The organism is Pseudomonas macauensis (assembly GCF_047902425.1).
Taxonomy (GTDB): domain Bacteria; phylum Pseudomonadota; class Gammaproteobacteria; order Pseudomonadales; family Pseudomonadaceae; genus Pseudomonas.
The window spans coordinates 3134141-3151308 of sequence record NZ_CP138377.1 but is presented as its reverse complement, the minus strand read 5'-3'; the positions used below and the strand labels follow the sequence as shown (position 1 = coordinate 3151308).

13 protein-coding genes are annotated in these 17168 nt (G+C 68.4%); 9 read left to right on the top strand and 4 right to left on the bottom strand.

The window, feature by feature from the left end; genetic code table 11:
* The first annotated feature begins 36 nt into the window (after positions 1-36).
* The 6 genes from SD196_RS14590 to SD196_RS14565 all read left to right on the top strand — a co-directional run bounded on the left by SD196_RS14590 (position 37) and on the right by SD196_RS14565 (position 7378).
* The gene (locus tag SD196_RS14590; RefSeq protein WP_416310296.1) at positions 37-1155 is read left to right on the top strand and encodes a CaiB/BaiF CoA transferase family protein; all 1119 of its coding nucleotides are present in this window, start codon (positions 37-39) and stop codon (positions 1153-1155) included.
* An 88-nt stretch (positions 1156-1243) separates the two neighbouring features.
* Positions 1244-2911 carry an AMP-binding protein gene (locus SD196_RS14585; RefSeq protein ID WP_416310295.1) on the top strand — a complete coding sequence of 556 codons (1668 nt, stop codon included), beginning with the start codon at positions 1244-1246 and terminating at the stop codon, positions 2909-2911.
* A gap of 161 nt (positions 2912-3072) precedes the next feature.
* Positions 3073-4227: an acyl-CoA dehydrogenase family protein gene (locus SD196_RS14580; RefSeq protein ID WP_416310294.1), complete on the top strand. Its 1155-nt coding sequence runs from the start codon at positions 3073-3075 to the stop codon at positions 4225-4227.
* 138 nt (positions 4228-4365) lie between these two features.
* Positions 4366-5547: a lipid-transfer protein gene (locus SD196_RS14575; protein WP_416310293.1), complete on the top strand. Its 1182-nt coding sequence runs from the start codon at positions 4366-4368 to the stop codon at positions 5545-5547.
* A gap of 9 nt (positions 5548-5556) precedes the next feature.
* Positions 5557-5724, top strand: a complete 168-nt coding sequence (locus SD196_RS14570; RefSeq protein ID WP_416310292.1) for a hypothetical protein — start codon at positions 5557-5559, stop codon at positions 5722-5724.
* Positions 5725-6022: 298 nt separating this feature from the next.
* On the top strand, positions 6023-7378 hold the full coding sequence (locus tag SD196_RS14565) for a DUF1329 domain-containing protein (protein WP_275611743.1): 1356 nt from the start codon (positions 6023-6025) through the stop codon (positions 7376-7378).
* A 106-nt stretch (positions 7379-7484) separates the two neighbouring features.
* Here the strand turns inward: SD196_RS14565 and SD196_RS14560 are convergent, their stop codons facing one another.
* The 4 genes from SD196_RS14560 to SD196_RS14545 are packed head-to-tail and all read right to left on the bottom strand — an operon-like array spanning position 7485 to position 13418.
* Positions 7485-8255: an SDR family NAD(P)-dependent oxidoreductase gene (locus tag SD196_RS14560; protein ID WP_331319390.1), complete on the bottom strand. Its 771-nt coding sequence runs from the start codon at positions 8253-8255 to the stop codon at positions 7485-7487.
* Positions 8252-9439 carry an acetyl-CoA C-acyltransferase gene (locus SD196_RS14555; RefSeq protein WP_275611745.1) on the bottom strand — a complete coding sequence of 396 codons (1188 nt, stop codon included), beginning with the start codon at positions 9437-9439 and terminating at the stop codon, positions 8252-8254. The genes SD196_RS14560 and SD196_RS14555 overlap by 4 nt, the downstream gene beginning before the upstream one ends.
* A 50-nt stretch (positions 9440-9489) precedes the next feature.
* A complete protein-coding gene (locus SD196_RS14550; RefSeq protein WP_416310291.1) occupies positions 9490-11601 on the bottom strand; it encodes a 3-hydroxyacyl-CoA dehydrogenase NAD-binding domain-containing protein in 2112 nt (703 codons plus the stop codon).
* 29 nt (positions 11602-11630) lie between these two features.
* Positions 11631-13418: an acyl-CoA dehydrogenase gene (locus tag SD196_RS14545; protein WP_416310290.1), complete on the bottom strand. Its 1788-nt coding sequence runs from the start codon at positions 13416-13418 to the stop codon at positions 11631-11633.
* Positions 13419-13717: 299 nt separating this feature from the next.
* Here SD196_RS14545 and SD196_RS14540 point away from each other — a divergent pair, with 299 nt between their 5' ends.
* The 3 genes from SD196_RS14540 (at position 13718) to SD196_RS14530 (ending at position 17120) form a co-directional block, all read left to right on the top strand.
* Positions 13718-15289 carry an arylsulfatase gene (locus tag SD196_RS14540; RefSeq protein ID WP_416310289.1) on the top strand — a complete coding sequence of 524 codons (1572 nt, stop codon included), beginning with the start codon at positions 13718-13720 and terminating at the stop codon, positions 15287-15289.
* 155 nt (positions 15290-15444) lie between these two features.
* A complete protein-coding gene (locus tag SD196_RS14535) occupies positions 15445-16194 on the top strand; it encodes an electron transfer flavoprotein subunit beta/FixA family protein (RefSeq protein WP_416310288.1) in 750 nt (249 codons plus the stop codon).
* Complete coding sequence (locus tag SD196_RS14530; protein ID WP_416310287.1) at positions 16194-17120, top strand: electron transfer flavoprotein subunit alpha/FixB family protein; 927 nt, start codon at positions 16194-16196, stop codon at positions 17118-17120. The genes SD196_RS14535 and SD196_RS14530 overlap by 1 nt, the downstream gene beginning before the upstream one ends.
* The last annotated feature ends 48 nt before the right edge of the window (positions 17121-17168 follow it).

The following is a 17168-nucleotide window of genomic DNA, read 5'->3' as shown; positions in this document are numbered from 1 at the left end:
CCCCGTGGCCGGCGAACCGAAGTGCGAGAACCCATCATGAGTCAAGAACAACAACCCCGCGGCCCGCTGCACGGGCTGCGCATCCTGGAGATCGCCGGCCTGGGTCCGGCGCCGTTCTGCGGCATGCTGCTGGCCGACCTGGGCGCCGACGTGGTGCTGGTGGACCGACTGCAGGCCGGTCCCGAGGACCTCGACCTGGAGCGCCACGCCGTGACCAACCGCGGCAAGCGCTCCATCGCCGTGGACCTGAAGAGCCCCGAGGGCGTGGCCACCGTGCTGGACCTGGTGGCCAACTGCGACGCGCTGCTCGAAGGCATGCGCCCGGGCGTGATGGAACGCCTGGGTCTGGGCCCGGAGGTCTGCCTGCAACGCAACCCGGCGCTGGTCTACGGCCGCATGACCGGCTGGGGCCAGCAAGGGCCGCTGGCCCAGGCGGCCGGCCATGACCTCAACTACATCGCGCTCTCCGGCGCGCTGTGGTGGTCCGGGCAGCCGGGCGAGGCGCCGATGACGCCGCCCAGCCTGGTCGGCGACATCGGTGGCGGCGCGCTGTACCTGGCGGTGGGCATCCTCGCCGGGGTCATGAACGCCCGCGCCACCGGCCAGGGCCAGGTGGTGGACGCCGCCATCGTCGATGGCAGCGCGCACATGCTGAACCTGATGCTCGGCCTGAAGTCGGCCGGGCAGATGCACAACGAACGCGGCCGCAGCCTGCTGGACGGCCCGCACTGGTACCGGACCTATCGCTGCGCCGACGGCCACTTCATCTCCGTGGGGTCGGTGGAGCCGCGCTTCCACAAGCTGTTGCTGGAGAAGCTGGGCCTGGCTGACGATCCGCACTACGCCAACGCCTACGATCCGTCGCGCTGGGAGACGCTGCACCAGGGCTTCGCCGAACTGTTCGCCACCCGCACCCGCGACCAGTGGTGCGAGCTGCTCGAAGGCAGCGACGCCTGCTTCGCCCCGGTGCTGGACATCGACGAAGCCGCGCAGCACCCGCACATGACCGCGCGGGGCGTCTATTCGCGGGTCGACGGTGTGCTGCAGGCCAACCCGGCGCCGCGCTTCTCGGCGACCCCGGCGGCCGCACCGGGGCCCGTGCCGGTGCGCGGCGCGGCCGGCGAGGAGATTTTGCGCGACTGGAACCTGCGCTGAGCGGACCACCCAGGCGCGGCCGCAACGCCGCGCCCCACGCCGCCGGGCGGTGACTTCCGGCGGCGCTGAAACGCTTTAGGAGCGATGCATGGACAACAACAATACGACGACCTTGCTCCATCGATTCCTCCACTGGGAGGAGACCCTGCCCGACGCCGTCTACCTGAGCCAGCCGGTGGGTGAGGACGTATTCGACTACAGCTGGCGCGAAGTCGGCGACCAGGCCCGGCGCATAGCCGCCTACCTGCGCGGCCTGGACCTGCCGGCGGGCAGCGCCGTGGCCATCCTCGGCAAGAACAGCGCGCACTGGATAATGGCCGACCTGGCCATCTGGATGGCCGGCCACGTTTCGGTGCCGCTCTATCCGACCCTCAGCGCCGAATCCCTTGCCTATGTGCTGGATCACGCCAACGTACGGCTGGCCTTCATCGGTCGCCTGGACGTCTGGGACGAGGGCCGCCAGGCCGCCATCGCGGGAGTGCCGCAAGTCGCCCTGCCGCTGGCGCCGGCGCTGCAGGCGCCGAGCTGGGAAGAACTGGCCGCCAGCCACGCGCCCTTGCGCGAGCTGAGCCTGCCGCGTCCCGAGCAGCTCGCCACCATCATCTACACCTCCGGCACCACCGGCATGCCCAAGGGCGTGATGCACAGCTTCGGCAGCATGTACACCTACGCGCAGCTGGGCGGCGGCGACTTCTGCCAGCTGACGCCCGACGACAGCATGCTGTCCTACCTGCCCCTGGCGCACGCCGCCGAGCGTTCGTCGGTGGAGTCCAACTCGCTCTGCCACGGTGTGCGGGTGCTGTTCAACGAAAGCCTGGAGACCTTTGCCCGCGACCTCTGCCGGGCGCGGCCGACGGTGTTCATTTCCATGCCACGACTGTGGACCAAGTTCTACCAGGGCGTCTGCGCCAGGCTCGGCCATGAGCAGCGCGAGGCCCTGGCCGGCCCCGACGCGGGGCCGCTGAAGCGGCAGATCCTCGGCATGCTCGGCCTGGACCGCACGCGCATCGCCTTCACCGGTTCGGCGCCGCTGCCGGCGGAGATCGTCGACTGGTACCGCAACCTCGGCCTGGAGCTGCTGGAGGTCTACGGCATGTCGGAGAACTTCTGCTACTCGCATTACAGCCGGCCGGGCCAGGTGCGCCTGGGCTACGTCGGCCAGGCCCTGCCCGGGGTGGAGTGCCGGCTTTCGGCGGAAGGCGAGATCCTGGTGCGCAGCCGGACCCAGATGATGGGCTACTATCGCGACCCGGAGCTCACCGCGCAGACCCTGACCGAGGACGGCTTCTTCCACACCGGCGACCGTGGCGAACTGGACGAGCAGGGCCGGTTGCGGATCACTGGGCGGCTCAAGGAACTGTTCAAGACCAGCAAGGGCAAGTACGTCGCGCCCGGACCGGTGGAGAACCGCCTGGTCAACGACCTGGTGGAAGCCGCCTGCGTTACCGGCATGGGCCAGCCGCAGCCGTTCGCCTTGCTGCTGCTGTCACCCGACGGCCGTTCGCGGCTGACCGATGAGGCCGGGAGGGAGATCCTGCGCGGCGAGCTGCTGGCGTTGCTGGAGCAGGTCAACGCCAGCCTCGAGCCCCACGAGCAGCTGGACTACCTGGTGGTGGTCAAGGACGTCTGGACGGTCGACAACGGCTTCCTCACGCCGACGCTGAAGATCAAGCGCAGCGTCATCGAGGATCAGTACCAGCATCGCGCGGCCGCCTGGCTGGCGGCGGGCGAGCCGATCCTCTTCGAAGCGTCCTGAGCGCCTCTCCCGGCCCCTCCGTAGATGGGGGGGAGGGAGCGGGGTGGGGCCCGGTACTGTCGAGTCCATGCCCGGTGGCTGCCTCAAGCGCAGCGCCGGGCTCCGCGAGTAGGCCGCCACATCGAGCGGCGGCGGTCACGACAGTACAAGGAGCAGGACCGATGAAAGTCAATTTGCCGAGCCAGGAACAGAAGCTGGCGGTGGAGAGTTTCCGCAAGTACCTGGAGGCGGAAGTCCGCCCCGTGGTGCGGGAGTTCCGCGACCAGCACATCCCCAAGGCGCGCATGCGCGAGATCACCCAGGGCATCGCCGAGTTCGGCCTGCCCGGGGTCAGCGTGGCGGAGGAACACGGCGGCCTCGGGCTGTCGCTGGTCACCGAGGCGATGCTGTTCGAGGAACTCTGCGCGGTGTCGGTGGATGTCGGCCTGTGCGTGATGATCAACAAGGGCATGGCGGTCACCCTGGCCGAGCTGCCCCCGTCGCAGGCGCACCTGCGCGAGCGCTACCTGACCGACATCATGGCCGGGCGCACCTTCGGCGGCTTCTGCATCAGCGAGCCGGACGTGGGCTCCAACGTCATCGACATCAAGGCCACCGGCAAGCGCGATGGCGACAGCTTCATCGTCAACGGCGAGAAGACCTGGATCTCCAACGGCCACTACTCGGACTTCCTGATCACCACCGTGCGCACCGGCCCCAACGAGCTGTCGCACATCCTGGTGGACCGCGAGGAGCACGGCTACCAGAGCGCCAACATCGACAAGATCGCCCTCAACGGCCAGTCCACCGCGCAGGTGTTCTTCGACCAGGTGCGGGTGCCGGCGCGCAACGTCGTGTGGGAGGAGGGCTCGGGCCTGAAGAACACCATGAAACTGTTCGAGAAGGCCCGCGCCAACGTCGGCATGCTCTCGGTGGGGCTGATGCGCGCGGCGCTGGAAGCGTCGATCCGTTACTCCCAGGAGCGCCACCAGTTCGGCAAGCCGATCGCCGCGCACCAACTGGTGGCGGCCAAGATCGCGGAGATGGCGACCCTGCTCGATGCCGCGCGGCTGATGTGTTTCCGCGCGTTCTCGATGATGGATGAAGGGGTGCGGTGCGACGTACAGTCGTCGATGTCCAAGTGGTTCGCCACCGAGATGGCGGTGAAGGTGTGCCGCGACGCGGTGCAACTGCACGGCGGCAACGGCCTGACCAAGGAGTTCGACGTCGAGCGCCTGGCCCGCGAAGCCATCGTCATCCCGATTCCGGACGGCACCACCGAGATCCAGAAACTGATGATCTCCCGTGCCCTGACCGGCATCTCGGCGTTCGTCTGAACGCCCCTGGCCGGCGCCGATCCGTCCTGTTGGGGAGGGGAGGCGCCGGCCGCCGGGCGCCTATGCTCGACCCCGGCACGGCGCGCCAGCCGCAAGGCAAGCGGGCCACGGACCTACCAGAACTGAGGACAAGCACAGATGAGTCAGAAAGTCGTAGTCGCCGGCGTCGGCATGATCCCGTTCATGAAGCCGGGGCAGAACGAGACTTATGTGGCCATGGGCGAGCAGGCCGTGCGCCTGGCGCTGGCCGATGCCGGCGTCGGCTACGAGTCGATCCAGCAGGCCTATGCCAGCTACATCTACGGCGACTCCACCTCGGGCCAGCGGGCGCTCTACAACGTCGGCATGACCGGCATCCCGGTGATCAACGTCAACAACAACTGCGCCAGCGGTTCCACCGCGCTGTACCTGGCCAACCAGGCGATTGCCGGCGGCATGGCCGAGGTGGTGCTGGCGGTGGGCTTCGAACAGATGAATCCCGGCGCGCTGGGCGACACCTTCCATGACCGCCCGTCACCGGCCGACCTGTTCCTGCGCCAGGCCGAGCGCGTACCCGAGGCCGCGGGGCTGCCTGCCGCGCTGCGCATCTTCGGCAGCGCCGGACTTGAGCACATGAAGCGCTTCGGCACGCCGCTGGAAACCTTCGCCAAGATCCGCGCCAAGGCCAGCCGCCACGCGGCGAACAACCCCAAGTCGGTGTTCCGCAAGGTGGTGACCGCCGAGGACGTGCTGGCTGACCAGGTCCTCTGGCCCGGCGTGATGACCCGCCTGATGGCCTGCCCGCCGACCTGCGGCGCGGCGGCGGTGGTGCTGTGCAGCGAGGCTTACGCCAAGCGCCACGGCCTTGACGGCAGCGTGTGGATCGCCGGCCAGGCGCTGACCACCGACGGCCCGGAGACCTTCGGCGACGACCTGCGCAACATTGCCGGCTACTCCATGTCGCGGGCGGCGGCGCAGCAGGCCTACGAGCAGGCCGGCCTCGGCGCCGAGGACGTCAACCTGGTGGAGCTGCATGACTGCTTCGCCCATAACGAATTGCTGACCTACGAGGCCCTGGGCCTGTGCCCGGAAGGTGGCGCGCAGAAGTTCGTCGACGACGGCGACAACACCTACGGCGGCCGCTACGTGGTCAACCCGTCCGGCGGTCTGCTCTCCAAGGGCCACCCGATCGGCGCCACCGGCCTTGCGCAATGCACCGAGCTGGTCCAGCAGCTGCGCGGCCAGGCCGAACAGCGCCAGGTGGAAGGCGCGCGCGTGGCCTTGCAGCACAATATCGGCATCGGTGGTGCTTGCGTGGTCACCCTGTACCGCAACGACTGACGGGCCGAGATGGATTTTCAGCCGGGTGCCGGGCTCGAGGCGTTCCGCCTGGAGGTCCGCGACTCCCCGCTGGCGCGCATCGGCACCGACGTGAAGAAGCAGGTCGGTATCAGCTTCCTGCCGGTGCGCATGAAGAGCCCGGAAGTCAGCGTCGCCAAGGCGCCGTTCCGGCTCTAGACAACGCCTGCAAGCCCCGTTCGACCCGCGCTTGACGCCGCAGCCCGCAAGGGTTGCGGCGTTTTTGCGTGGGGGTTGGGCGGACGCCCGGCGGGCCCCTCCCACCCCCATGCCTATCGGGGGGGGCGAGGGGGCAGGGGGCTTGGATAAAACATCATCCAGGAGCCGGCCATTCCGGCTTGCGCGAGTCGACCGGGCGTCACGCTCCTTCGCCCGGTCGGCAGCCGCCGGCGCCGATCCCGTAGGCAGCGCGCGCCCCAGGGCGACGCTCAACCCCCCAAGACGAATAGGTGGAGACATGCAAAAACCGACAAGAACCCTGCTCGCGGCCGCCCTGCTGGTCGCCCATGCAGGCGTGCTCCATGCGGCGGTATCGGCGGAGGAGGCCAAGGCACTGGGCACTACCCTGACGCCGATCGGCGCCGAGAAGGCCGGCAACCAGGACGGCAGCATCCCGGCCTACAGCGGCGGCCTGACCACGCCGCCGGCCAGCTTCGACAAGGCTTCCGGCGTGCGCCCCGATCCCTTCGCCAACGAGAAGCCCGTGCTGTCGATCGACGCCAAGAACGTCGACAGCCACGCCGACAAGCTCACCGAGGGCGCCAAGGCGCTGATCAAGAAGCTGCCGGGCTACCGCATCGACGTGTACCCGACGCACCGCACCGTGGCCTATCCGCAGTTCGTCCTGGACAACAGCGTGAAGAACGCCACCCGCGCTTCCCTGGCCAGCGATGGCTACACGCCGCTGAACGCCGCCGGTGGGATTCCCTTCCCGATCCCGAAGAGCGGCGTAGAGGCGATGATCAACCACATCGCGCGCTACCAGGGGATTTCCTACGTCATTCCCAAATACCTGGCCTTCAACATCGACGCCGCCGGCAAGCGCGTGCTCTCGACTCAGGGTGTGTGGACCCTGGAAAGCCCGTTCTACGACGTTTCCCGCAACCCCGACCCGAGCATCTACACCCGCGCTCGCGCCAACTACACCGGCCCGGCCCGCCGTGTCGGCGAGGCGATCATGACCTTCGAGAGCATCGAAGGCCTGAAGGGCCGCCGCGCCTACCAGTACCTGCCCGGCCAGCGCCGCGTGCGCCTGGCCCCGGACCTGGCCTACGACACGCCCAACCCGAGCACCTCGGGCATGTCCACCGTGGACGACGTGAACCTGTTCAACGGCCGCATGGACCGCTACGACTGGAAGCTGGTGGGCAAGAAGGAGATGTACGTTCCCTACAACACCTACCGCTTCACCTACGCTGCCGACCCGGACAAGGTGTTCGGCGCCAAATTCATCAACCCTGACTACGTGCGCTGGGAATTGCACCGCGTCTGGGTGGTGGAGGCGACCCTCAAGCCCGGCGCGCGCCACATCTACGCCAAGCGTACCTTCTACCTCGACGAGGACAGCTGGGCAGTGCTCGCCGATGACCAGTACGACGGTCGCGGCCAATTGTGGCGCCCTGGCTTTGCCTATCTGGCGCCGCTTTACGACGTTCAGGCGATCAACTCCACCAATACCGGCCACTACGACCTGATCGCCGGCAGCTACTACATCAACCTGTGGCCGAGCGAAAACGGCCTGAAGGTCTCCGAGACCATGACCTCGGACAACCAGTGGACCCCCGACAGCCTCGCCGGCGCCGGTATCCGTTAAGACCTTTCGCGGTTGAGCAAAAGACAACCGGGGCCCTTGGGCCCCGGTTTTCGTTTCAGCCAGAGAAAGAAGGAACCGGGCGGCAGGACGCCGCCCGGTGAAGGGCTCAGAGGCTGCCGACCAGGTGGCCGCCGTCCACCGCCAGTACGCTGCCGGTCATGAAGGCGCCGGCCTGGCTCGCCAGCAGCAGGAAGGGACCTTCCAGCTCGGCCAATTGGCCGAGGCGGCGCAGCGGCACGGCGTCGTTGATGTAGGCCTGGCCCTTGGCGCTGTCGAAGTAGGCATCGTTCATCTCGGTCTTGAAGTAGCCCGGGGCGATGGCGTTGACGCGAATCTCGTAGCGTGCCAGTTCCAGGGCCAGCGAGCGGGTCAGCTGGACTACCCCGGCCTTGGCCGCGCAGTAGTGGCTGTAGCCAGTGCCTACGCGCAGGCCGAGGATCGAGGCGATGTTGACGATGCTGCCGGGCGCGCCGGCACGGACCAGACGCTGGGCCGCGCACTGGGCAACGCGCCAGACGCCGTCGAGGTTGGTGGCGAGCATGGCGCGCCAGTCATCCTCGCTGACTTCCAGCACGCGCTGGCCGTTGCCGATGCCGGCGTTGTTGAGTACCGCATCGACCACGCCGAAGGCCTCCTCGGCGGCGTTGAAGGCCGCTTCCACACTGTCGCGGCAGGTGACGTCCAGGGGCACGGCGAGGGCGCTGCCGCCCTGGGCGGCAATGTCCTCGGCCAGGTGCGCCAGGCGCTCTACCCGCCGAGCGGCGAGCACCACCCGCGCGCCGGACTGTGCGGCGACTTTGGCCAGATGCGCGCCGATACCGCTGGACGCGCCGGTAACCAGCACGGTTCGGCCGGCGAGGGAGAAGCGCTCGCTCATGGGAACACCTCGAACAGGCCGGCCGCACCCATGCCGCCGCCGACGCACATGGTCACCACCACGTACTTCACACCGCGGCGCCGGCCCTCCAGCAGGGCGTGGCCGACCATGCGCGCACCGCTCATGCCGTAGGGGTGGCCGATGGCGATGGCGCCGCCGTTGACGTTGAGCCGGTCGTTGTCGATGCCCAGCTTGTCGCGGCAGTAGAGGACCTGGCAGGCGAACGCCTCGTTGAGCTCCCACAGGCCGATATCGTCCACCGTCAGGCCGTGCTGCCGGAGCAGCCTGGGTACGGCCAGCACCGGGCCGATGCCCATTTCCTCTGGCGCCAGGCCCGCCACGGCGATGCCCCGGTAGGCGCCCAGCGGTTCGAGGTTGCGTTGTTCGGCCAGGCGGCCGTCCATCAGCACGCAGGCGCTGGCGCCGTCGGACAGCTGGCTGGCGTTGCCGGCGGTGATGCAGCCGCCCTCGATCACCGGCTTCAGGCCCTGCAGGTCGCCGAGCACCGTCTGCGGGCGATTGCCCTCGTCGAGCGACAGGCTGACCTGCTCGTGGCGGGTAGCCCCGGTGGCCTTGTCCAGTACCTGGCGGGTGACGCTCACCGGGACGATCTCGTCGGCGAACAGGCCGGCGGCCTGTGCCGCGGCGGTGCGCTGCTGGGATTGCAGGGCATAGGCGTCCTGGGCGTCGCGGCTGATGCCGTAGCGCGCCGCCACCAGTTCCGCAGTGCGGAGCATGGGCATGTAGGCGCTGGGCGCCAGGCTCAGCACCTGCGCGTCGTGGTATTCGCCGACCCATTCCATGTGGCGGTTCTGCACCAGGCTGATGTGCTCCTGGCCGGCGCCGATGGCCACCTGCATGCCGTCGACCATGATCTGCTTGGCGGCGGTGGCCACTGCCATCAGCCCGGAGGCGCACTGGCGGTCGAGGGTCTGGCCGCTGACCGACTGCGGCAGGCCGGAGGCCAGCGCGCTCATGCGCCCGAGGTTCCAGCCGGCGGTGCCGGCAGGCATGGCGGTGCCCATCACCAGGTCCTCGACCTCGGCGGCCTCGATGCCGGCGCGTTCGACGGCGGCACGAATGGCGAAGGCGGCCATGCTGGGCGAGGTGGTGATGTTGAAGGCGCCACGAAACGCCTTGGCGATGGGCGTGCGGGCGGTGGAGAGGATGACGGCTTCTTTCATGGGATTTTCCTTGGGGCAGGTGCCGCCACCCGGAGGTGGCGGCGGGAAGGTCAGAAGGTTTCGATGCGGGTGCGCCCGGCGGCCACCAGGCGCTGCAGCAGCGGTGCCGGCTGGAACCAGCGCTGGCCGTGCTCGCCGAGGCTCGCCTGGTAGGCCAGGATGCCGGCGAGCACCTTGTCCAGGCCCAGTTGCTCGGCGTAGTGCAGCGGCCCGCCGAGGTGCGCGGGGAAGCCGTAGCCGTTGATCCACACCAGGTCGATGTCGCTGGCGCGCAGGGCGATGCCCTCGTCGAGCAACTGGATGCCTTCGTTGATCAGCATGAACAGGCAGCGGTCGTGGATTTCGCTGGCATCGATCGGGCGCCTGGGGATCCGTAGCTCGCCAGCCAGGCGTTCGGCCAGCGTCGTCACCGCCGGGTCGTCCAGGCGCTGGCGGCCTTCATAGCGGAAGAAGCCGGAGCCGGTCTTCTGCCCGTAGCGGCCCTGGGCGTAGAGTTCGTCGCCCAGGCGGCAGTAGCTGGGATCGTCGGCGAAGGCGGCGCGGTTGGCCTGGCGCACCAGGTAGTTCACGTCGATGCCGGCGAGGTCGAGCATGCTCAGCACGCCCATGTTCAGGTCGATGCCGGTCAGCACCGCGTCCACCTGGGCTGGCGTGGCGCCTTCGAGCACCAGGCGCATGGCTTCGCGGGCATAGGGTTCGAGCATGCGGTTGCCGATGAAGCCGAAGCACACCCCGGAGACCACCGGCAGCTTGCCGATCCGCCGGGCCAGCTTGAGAGTGGTGGCGAGCACCTGCGGCGCGGTCTCGCGGGCACGCACCACTTCCAGCAGGCGCATGACGTTGGCCGGACTGAAGAAGTGCAGGCCGATGACGTCCTGCGGGCGCCGGGTCACCGCGGCGATGGCGTCGACGTCGAGGCTGGAGGTGTTGGTGGCCAGGATGGCGCCCGGTTTGCACACCTCGTCGAGGGTGCGGAACACCTGCTGCTTGACCTCCAGTTTCTCGAATACCGCCTCGATCACCAGGTCGGCGTCGGCGATGTCGGCATACTCGAGCGTGCCCCGCAGCAGGGCCATGCGCTGCTCCAGTTGTTCCTGGCTCAGCTTGCCGCGCTGGACGCTGATCTCGTAGTTGCGCCGCACGTTGCCCAGGCCACGCTGCAGGGCGTCGGCCTGCTGCTCCAGCACGGTCACCGGGATGCCGGCGTTGGCGAAGTTCATGGCGATGCCGCCGCCCATGGTGCCGGCGCCGATCACCGCGACCTGGCGGATCGACCGCAGCTCGATGGCCGGGTCGATGCCGGGCACGCGGCCGGCTTCGCGCTCGGCGAAGAACACGTGGCGCAGCGCCTGCGACTGGCGGGAGGCTTCGGCCTGGCGGAACAGGTCCTGCTCGCGGACCAGGCCTTCATCCAGCGGCAGCACGCAGGCAGCTTCCAGGGCGGCCAGCACCAGGCGCGGGGCGAGGCGGCTTTTCCAGCGCGCCTCGTGCTCGGCGCGGTAGAAGGCGAAGAAGTCCTCCGGCAGCTCTGCGCCCGGGTTGGGGTAGGGCGCGGCGGGCTGCGCCGGGGCGCCCCGTGCCAGCAGGTCGCGGGCATAGCCGCAGGCCTGCTCCAGCAGTTGCTCGGGACCGTCGGCCAGGCAGTCGAACAGGCCCAGCAGGTGCGCGCGCGAGGCGTCCAGCTGCTCGCCGGAGAGGATCATGTTCAACGCCGACTCGGCGCCGATCAGCCGCGGCAGGCGCTGGGTGCCGCCGGCTCCCGGCAGCAGCCCGAGGTTGATCTCCGGTAGGCCTATGCGCGCGCCGGGCTCGCCGATGCGGTAGCCGCAGGCCAGCGCCAGTTCCAGGCCGCCGCCGAGCGCGAGCTTGCCGACGGCGGCGATCAACGGCTTGTCGATGCGCGTCAGGCGCAGCAGCAGGCCGGGCAGGTCAGGGGCGGCGTGGGAGGCGGGGCTGCCGAATTCGCTGATGTCCGCGCCGGCGCTGAACAGGCCATTGGTGCCATGCAGCACGATGGCTCGCACCGCGGGGTCGGCGGCGGCGCGCTCGCAGGCTTCCAGCAGGGCCGCGCGCAGCGGCTGGCCGAGGGCGTTGACCGGCGGGCGGCTCAGACCGATCAGGGCCAGTTGGCCGTCCAGTCGGTAATGCACAAGGGGATTCATGATGTTTCCTCGTCGGGGTGGAGCGGGTGTCAGAACCAGCGGTCCTGCATGTCGTGGCTCAGGCGGTTGCCGTTGATGAGCAGGCGGGCCTGGGCCTCGATGGGCGCCAGTTCCCAGTCCATGAAGTAGCGCGCCGCCTGCAGCTTGCCGCGGTAGAAGTCGGCCTCGCCGCCGGCGGTTCCAACCTGCAGGGCGCGGCTGGCGATGACCGCCATGCGCAGCCACAACCAGCCGACCAGCACGCGACCGAACAGGTCGAGGTAGGCGGTGGCATTGGCCAGGCCGAGGTTGGCGTCGGCGGCGACCTGTTCGCGTAACGCGGCGGTCGCCTGTTCGAGCGGCTTCAGGGCGGCGGCCAGGGCGTGGGCCAGCGGGGCGCAGGTTGCGTCGTCCCGTGCTGCGTCGATGCTCATGCGCACCAGGGCGAGAAACTGCCGGTAGCCGGCGCCGTCGCGCTGGTCCAGCTTGCGGCCCAGCAGGTCCAGGCCGTGGATGCCTTCGGTGCCTTCGTGGATCGGGTTCAGGCGGTTGTCGCGGTAGTACTGTTCCAGCGGGTACTCGCGGATGTAGCCGGAGCCGCCCAGCACCTGGATGCCGATATCCGAGGCGATCACCCCGTAGCGCGAGGGGTAGGACTTGACCATCGGGATCAGCAGGTCGAGCAGGTCGGCGGCGGCCTGGCGCTCGTCGGCGTTTTCGGCGGTGTGAGCATCCTCGAACAGGCTGCTGGCGTACAGGCACAGCGCGAGGCTGCCCTCGGCGTAGACCTTCTGTTGCAGCAGCATGCGGCGCACGTCGACGTGCTCGACGATGCGCACCTGCGGGGCCAGCGGGTCCTTGGCGCCCGGCAGGCGGCCCTGGGGGCGCTCGCGGGCGTAGTCGAGGGCATGGATGAAACTCTGGTAGGCCAGCACCGAGGCGCCCAGGGCAACCCCGATGCGCGCCTCGTTCATCATCTGGAACATGTACGCCAGGCCCTTGTTCGGCTCGCCCACCAGGTAGCCGACGGCGCCGTCCCGTTCGCCGAAGTTGAGCACGGTCGAGGTGGTGTTGCGGTAGCCCATCTTGTGCAGCAGGCCGGCCAGGGCCACGTCGTTGCGCGTGCGGTCGTCGAGGAACTTGGGCACCAGGAACAGCGAGATGCCGCGGGTGCCGGCCGGCGCGCCCTCGATGCGGGCGAGGACCATGTGCACGATGTTCTCGGTCAGGTCGTGGTCGCCGCCGGAAATGAACATCTTCTGCCCGAACAACCGGAAGCTGCCATCGGCGGCAGGCCGTGCGCTTGTGCGCAGGTCGCCCAGCGCCGAGCCCTGGCCCGGCTCGGTCAGCGCCATGGTGCCGCTGAAGCGGCCGTCGAGCATGGCCGGCAGGAAGCGCTGGCGCAGGCTGTCGTCGGCGAAGCTCTTGACCAGGTTGGCTGCGCCGATGGTCAGGAAGGAGTAGGCGACGGTGGCGATGTTGGCGGCGTTGAAGTAGGCCATGCTGGCCCGCAGGATCACCTCGGGCAATTGCAGGCCGCCGTCGGCGCAGTCGTGGTGGGCGGCGAGGAAACCGGCCTCGGCGAAGGCGTTCCAGGCGCGCCGGGTTTCCGGGATCAGCCGGACCTTCTCGCCGTCGAAGGTCGGTTCCTGCTGGTCGCCTTTCTGGTTGTGCGGTGCGAAGTATTCGGCGGCGATGCCGCGCGCCGTCTGCAGGGTCGCATCGAAGACCGCCCGATCGTGTTCGGCGTAGCGCGGGCGTTGGAGCAGCGCGGTGGTGTCGAGCAACTCGTAGAGCAGGAAGTCCAGCTCGCGTTCGTTGAGCAGCTGATCGGTCATGGGGGCCCTCGTTGGCAGGCGCGCGTGATGGCGGCCACGGGACCCGCGGCCGGGTTGGCGTCCAGTGAAACAGGAGAGCGGCAGGTGGCGTTCCCCCCTTTATGAGAGGGCGGCGGGATGGCCGGGCGTTCGCGGGGGCGGCAGGCAGGCCATGGCAGCGTGCGGGGCAGGACGGTGCCGGCGCCCCCCTCCATTAGTGGGGACCAGGCGGGGCAACTGCGTCGCTACCATCGACGGCGAGCGGTCCCGACGGCTCCATGGCCACAGGGGGCCGGCCTACGCACTTGCAGAGAACGAGCATGAAGACAATCGGAAAACGCCTGGCCGGGCTCGCCCTGGCGGCAACCCTGGCGGGCGCGGCGTCCTTCGCCCAGGCCGCCGACAAACCGAACATCCTGGTGATCTTCGGTGACGACATCGGCTACTTCAACCTGAGTGCTTACAACCAGGGGATGATGGGCTACGAGACGCCCAACATAGACCGCATCGCCAGGGAGGGTGCGCTGTTCACCCATGCCTATGGCGAGCAGTCCTGCACCGCCGGCCGCGCCGCCTTTGCCCTCGGCGAGCACCCGTTCCGCACCGGCCTGCTGACCATCGGCATGCCCGGCGACGAGCACGGCATCCCCGACTGGGCGCCGACCATCGGCGACGTGATGAAGCAGCAGGGCTACGCCACCGGGCAGTTCGGCAAGAACCACCTGGGCGACCGCGACAAGCACCTGCCGACCAACCACGGCTTCGACGAGTTCTTCGGCAACCTCTACCACATGAACGCCGAGGAAGAGCCCGAGACCTACTACTACCCGAAGGACCCGGAGTTCCGGAAGAAGTACGGGCCGCGCGGGGTGATCCACTCCTACGCCGACGGCAGGATCGAGGACACCGGCCCGCTGACACGCAAGCGCATGGAGAGCATCGACGACGAGTTCCTGCAGGCCGCGGAGAACTTCATCGACAAGTCGCACAAGGCCGACAAGCCGTTCTTCGTCTGGTTCAACAGCACCCGCATGCACGTCTGGACGCACCTGAAGAAGGAGTCCGAGGGCAAGACCGGCATCGGCCTGTATCCCGATGGCATGGTCGAGCATGACGCGCTGGTCGGGCAGTTGCTGAAGAAGCTGGATGATCTGGGCATCGCCGACAACACCATCGTCATCTACACCACCGACAACGGCGCCGAGAAGGTCAGTTGGCCGGACGGCGGCACCGCGCCGTTCCATGGCGAAAAGGGCAGCACCTTCGAAGGCGGACACCGTGTGCCCCTGCTGGTGAAGTGGCCGGGCGTGATCAAGCCGGGCAGCCACTTCAACAACATGATCGCCCACAACGACTGGATGCCGACCCTGGCCGCGGCGGCCGGCGACCCTGACCTGGTGGCGGAAATGGCCAAGGGCGGCGCGCTCAACGGCAAGCAGTTCCGCGTGCACCTGGACGGCTACAACTTCCTGCCGTTCTTCAAGGGCGAGACGCGGGACAGCCCGCGCGAGGAGTACTTCTACTTCTCGCAGAACGGCGAGCTCAACGCCGTGCGCTGGAAGGACTGGAAGGTCAGCTTCGCGAAGAATAACGGCAGCATCGCCTCCGGCAGCCGCAGCGTCTCCAACTGGCCGGCCCTGACCAACCTCAAGGCCGACCCGTTCGAGTCCGCCGAGGAGGAGTCGAAGATGTTCACCCGCTGGATGGGCGACCAGATGTGGCTGTTCGTGCCGATCAAGGCCGAGCTGCAGAAGTTCATGGCGACCATTGCGCCATACCCGTTCCAGCCGGGCGTGAGCATGAACGCCGCGGGCATCAACTACCAGAGCCTGGAAGTGAAGCGGGCGCTGACGCAGCTGCAGAAGCTGTCCTCCTCGGCCGCTGGCAACTGAGCCGGCCATCCCCCCAGCCTCCCTTAGGGGGAGGGGAGCCACGGCGAGGCCCGCCCCTATAGTGGCCACGCTGGCTGGGGCTGGCCCACCTCGGGGCTGTCCCCCTTTCCGTGACCGGGCCGCAAGGCCCGGTTCTTTTTTCAGGAGTGCCCCCGATGAAAGTCCTCGTAGCGGTCAAGCGCGTGGTCGATTTCAACGTCAAGGTCCGCGTCAAGGCGGACCAGAGCGGCGTCGATCTCGCCAATGTGAAGATGGCCCTCAACCCCTTCTGTGAAATCGCCGTGGAAGAGGCCGTGCGCCTGAAGGAACAGGGCGTCGCCAGTGAAGTCGTGGTGGTCTCGGTCGGCCCGAACGCTGCCCAGGAACAACTGCGTACCGCGCTGGCGTTGGGCGCCGACCGCGCCACCCTGGTGGAAACCGAGGCGGAACTCGGCTCGCTGGCCATCGCCAAGGCGCTCAAGGCGCTGGTGGACCAGGAGCAGCCGCAGCTGGTCATCCTCGGCAAGCAGGCCATCGACAGCGACAACAACCAGACCGGCCAGATGCTCGCCGCACTCTGTGGCTTCGCCCAGGGGACCTTCGCCTCCAGGGTGGAGGTCTGCGGCGACAAGATCAACGTCACCCGCGAAATCGACGGCGGCCTGCAGACCGTCGCGCTGAACCTGCCGGCGATCGTCACCACCGACCTGCGCCTGAACGAGCCGCGCTACGCGTCGCTGCCGAACATCATGAAGGCGAAGAAGAAGCCGCTGGACGTGGTGACCCCGGACGCCCTGGGCGTTTCCACCGCTTCCACCGTGAAGACCGTGAAAGTCGAAGCTCCGGCTGCCCGTAGCGCCGGCATCAAGGTGAAGTCGGTGGCCGAACTGGTCGAGAAACTGAAGAACGAAGCGAAGGTGATCTGATGGCTGTCCTGGTTGTTGCTGAACATTCCAACGGCGCGCTGGGCGCCGCCACCCTGAACACCGTCGCCGCCGCACAGAAGATCGGTGGCGACATCCACGTACTGGTCGCGGGCCACGACGTCGCAGGCGTCGCCGAGGCCGCCGCCAGGATCGCCGGGGTTTCCGGCGTGCTGGTCGCCGACAATGTCGCCTATGCCCACCAGCTGCCGGAGAATATCGCGCCGCTGGTGGCCTCCCTGGGGGACGTCAGCCATGTCCTGGCTGCTGCCACCGGCAACGGCAAGAACTTCCTGCCGCGCGTCGCCGCCCTGCTGGATGTCGACCAGATCTCCGAGATCATCGAAGTGGTCAGCGCCGACACCTTCAAGCGTCCGATCTACGCCGGCAATGCTATCGCCACCGTGCAGTCCTCGGCGCCGGTCAAGGTGATCAGCGTACGTACCACGGGCTTCGACGCGGTGAGTGCCGAGGGTGGATCGGCCAGCGTGGAGACGCTCAACAGCGTGTTCGACTCGCGCACGTCGTCCTTCGTCAGCGAGGCGCTGGCCAAGTCCGACCGTCCGGAGCTGACCGCTGCGAAGATCGTGGTTTCCGGCGGCCGGGGCATGGGCAACGGCGACAACTTCAAATTCCTCTACAGCCTCGCTGACAAGCTCGGCGCCGCTGTCGGTGCTTCCCGCGCCGCGGTCGACGCCGGCTTCGTGCCCAACGACATGCAGGTCGGCCAGACCGGCAAGATCGTCGCGCCGCAACTGTACGTCGCCGTGGGCATCTCCGGTGCCATCCAGCACCTGGCGGGCATGAAGGACTCCAAGGTGATCGTTGCGATCAACAAGGACGAAGAGGCGCCAATCTTCCAGGTCGCCGACTACGGCCTGGTCGCCGACCTGTTCGAAGCCGTGCCGGAGCTGGAACAGGCCGTCTGAGGCCCAGCCCCATCCCTAAGTACGCCAACCGAGCGGTCCGCTTCAGCC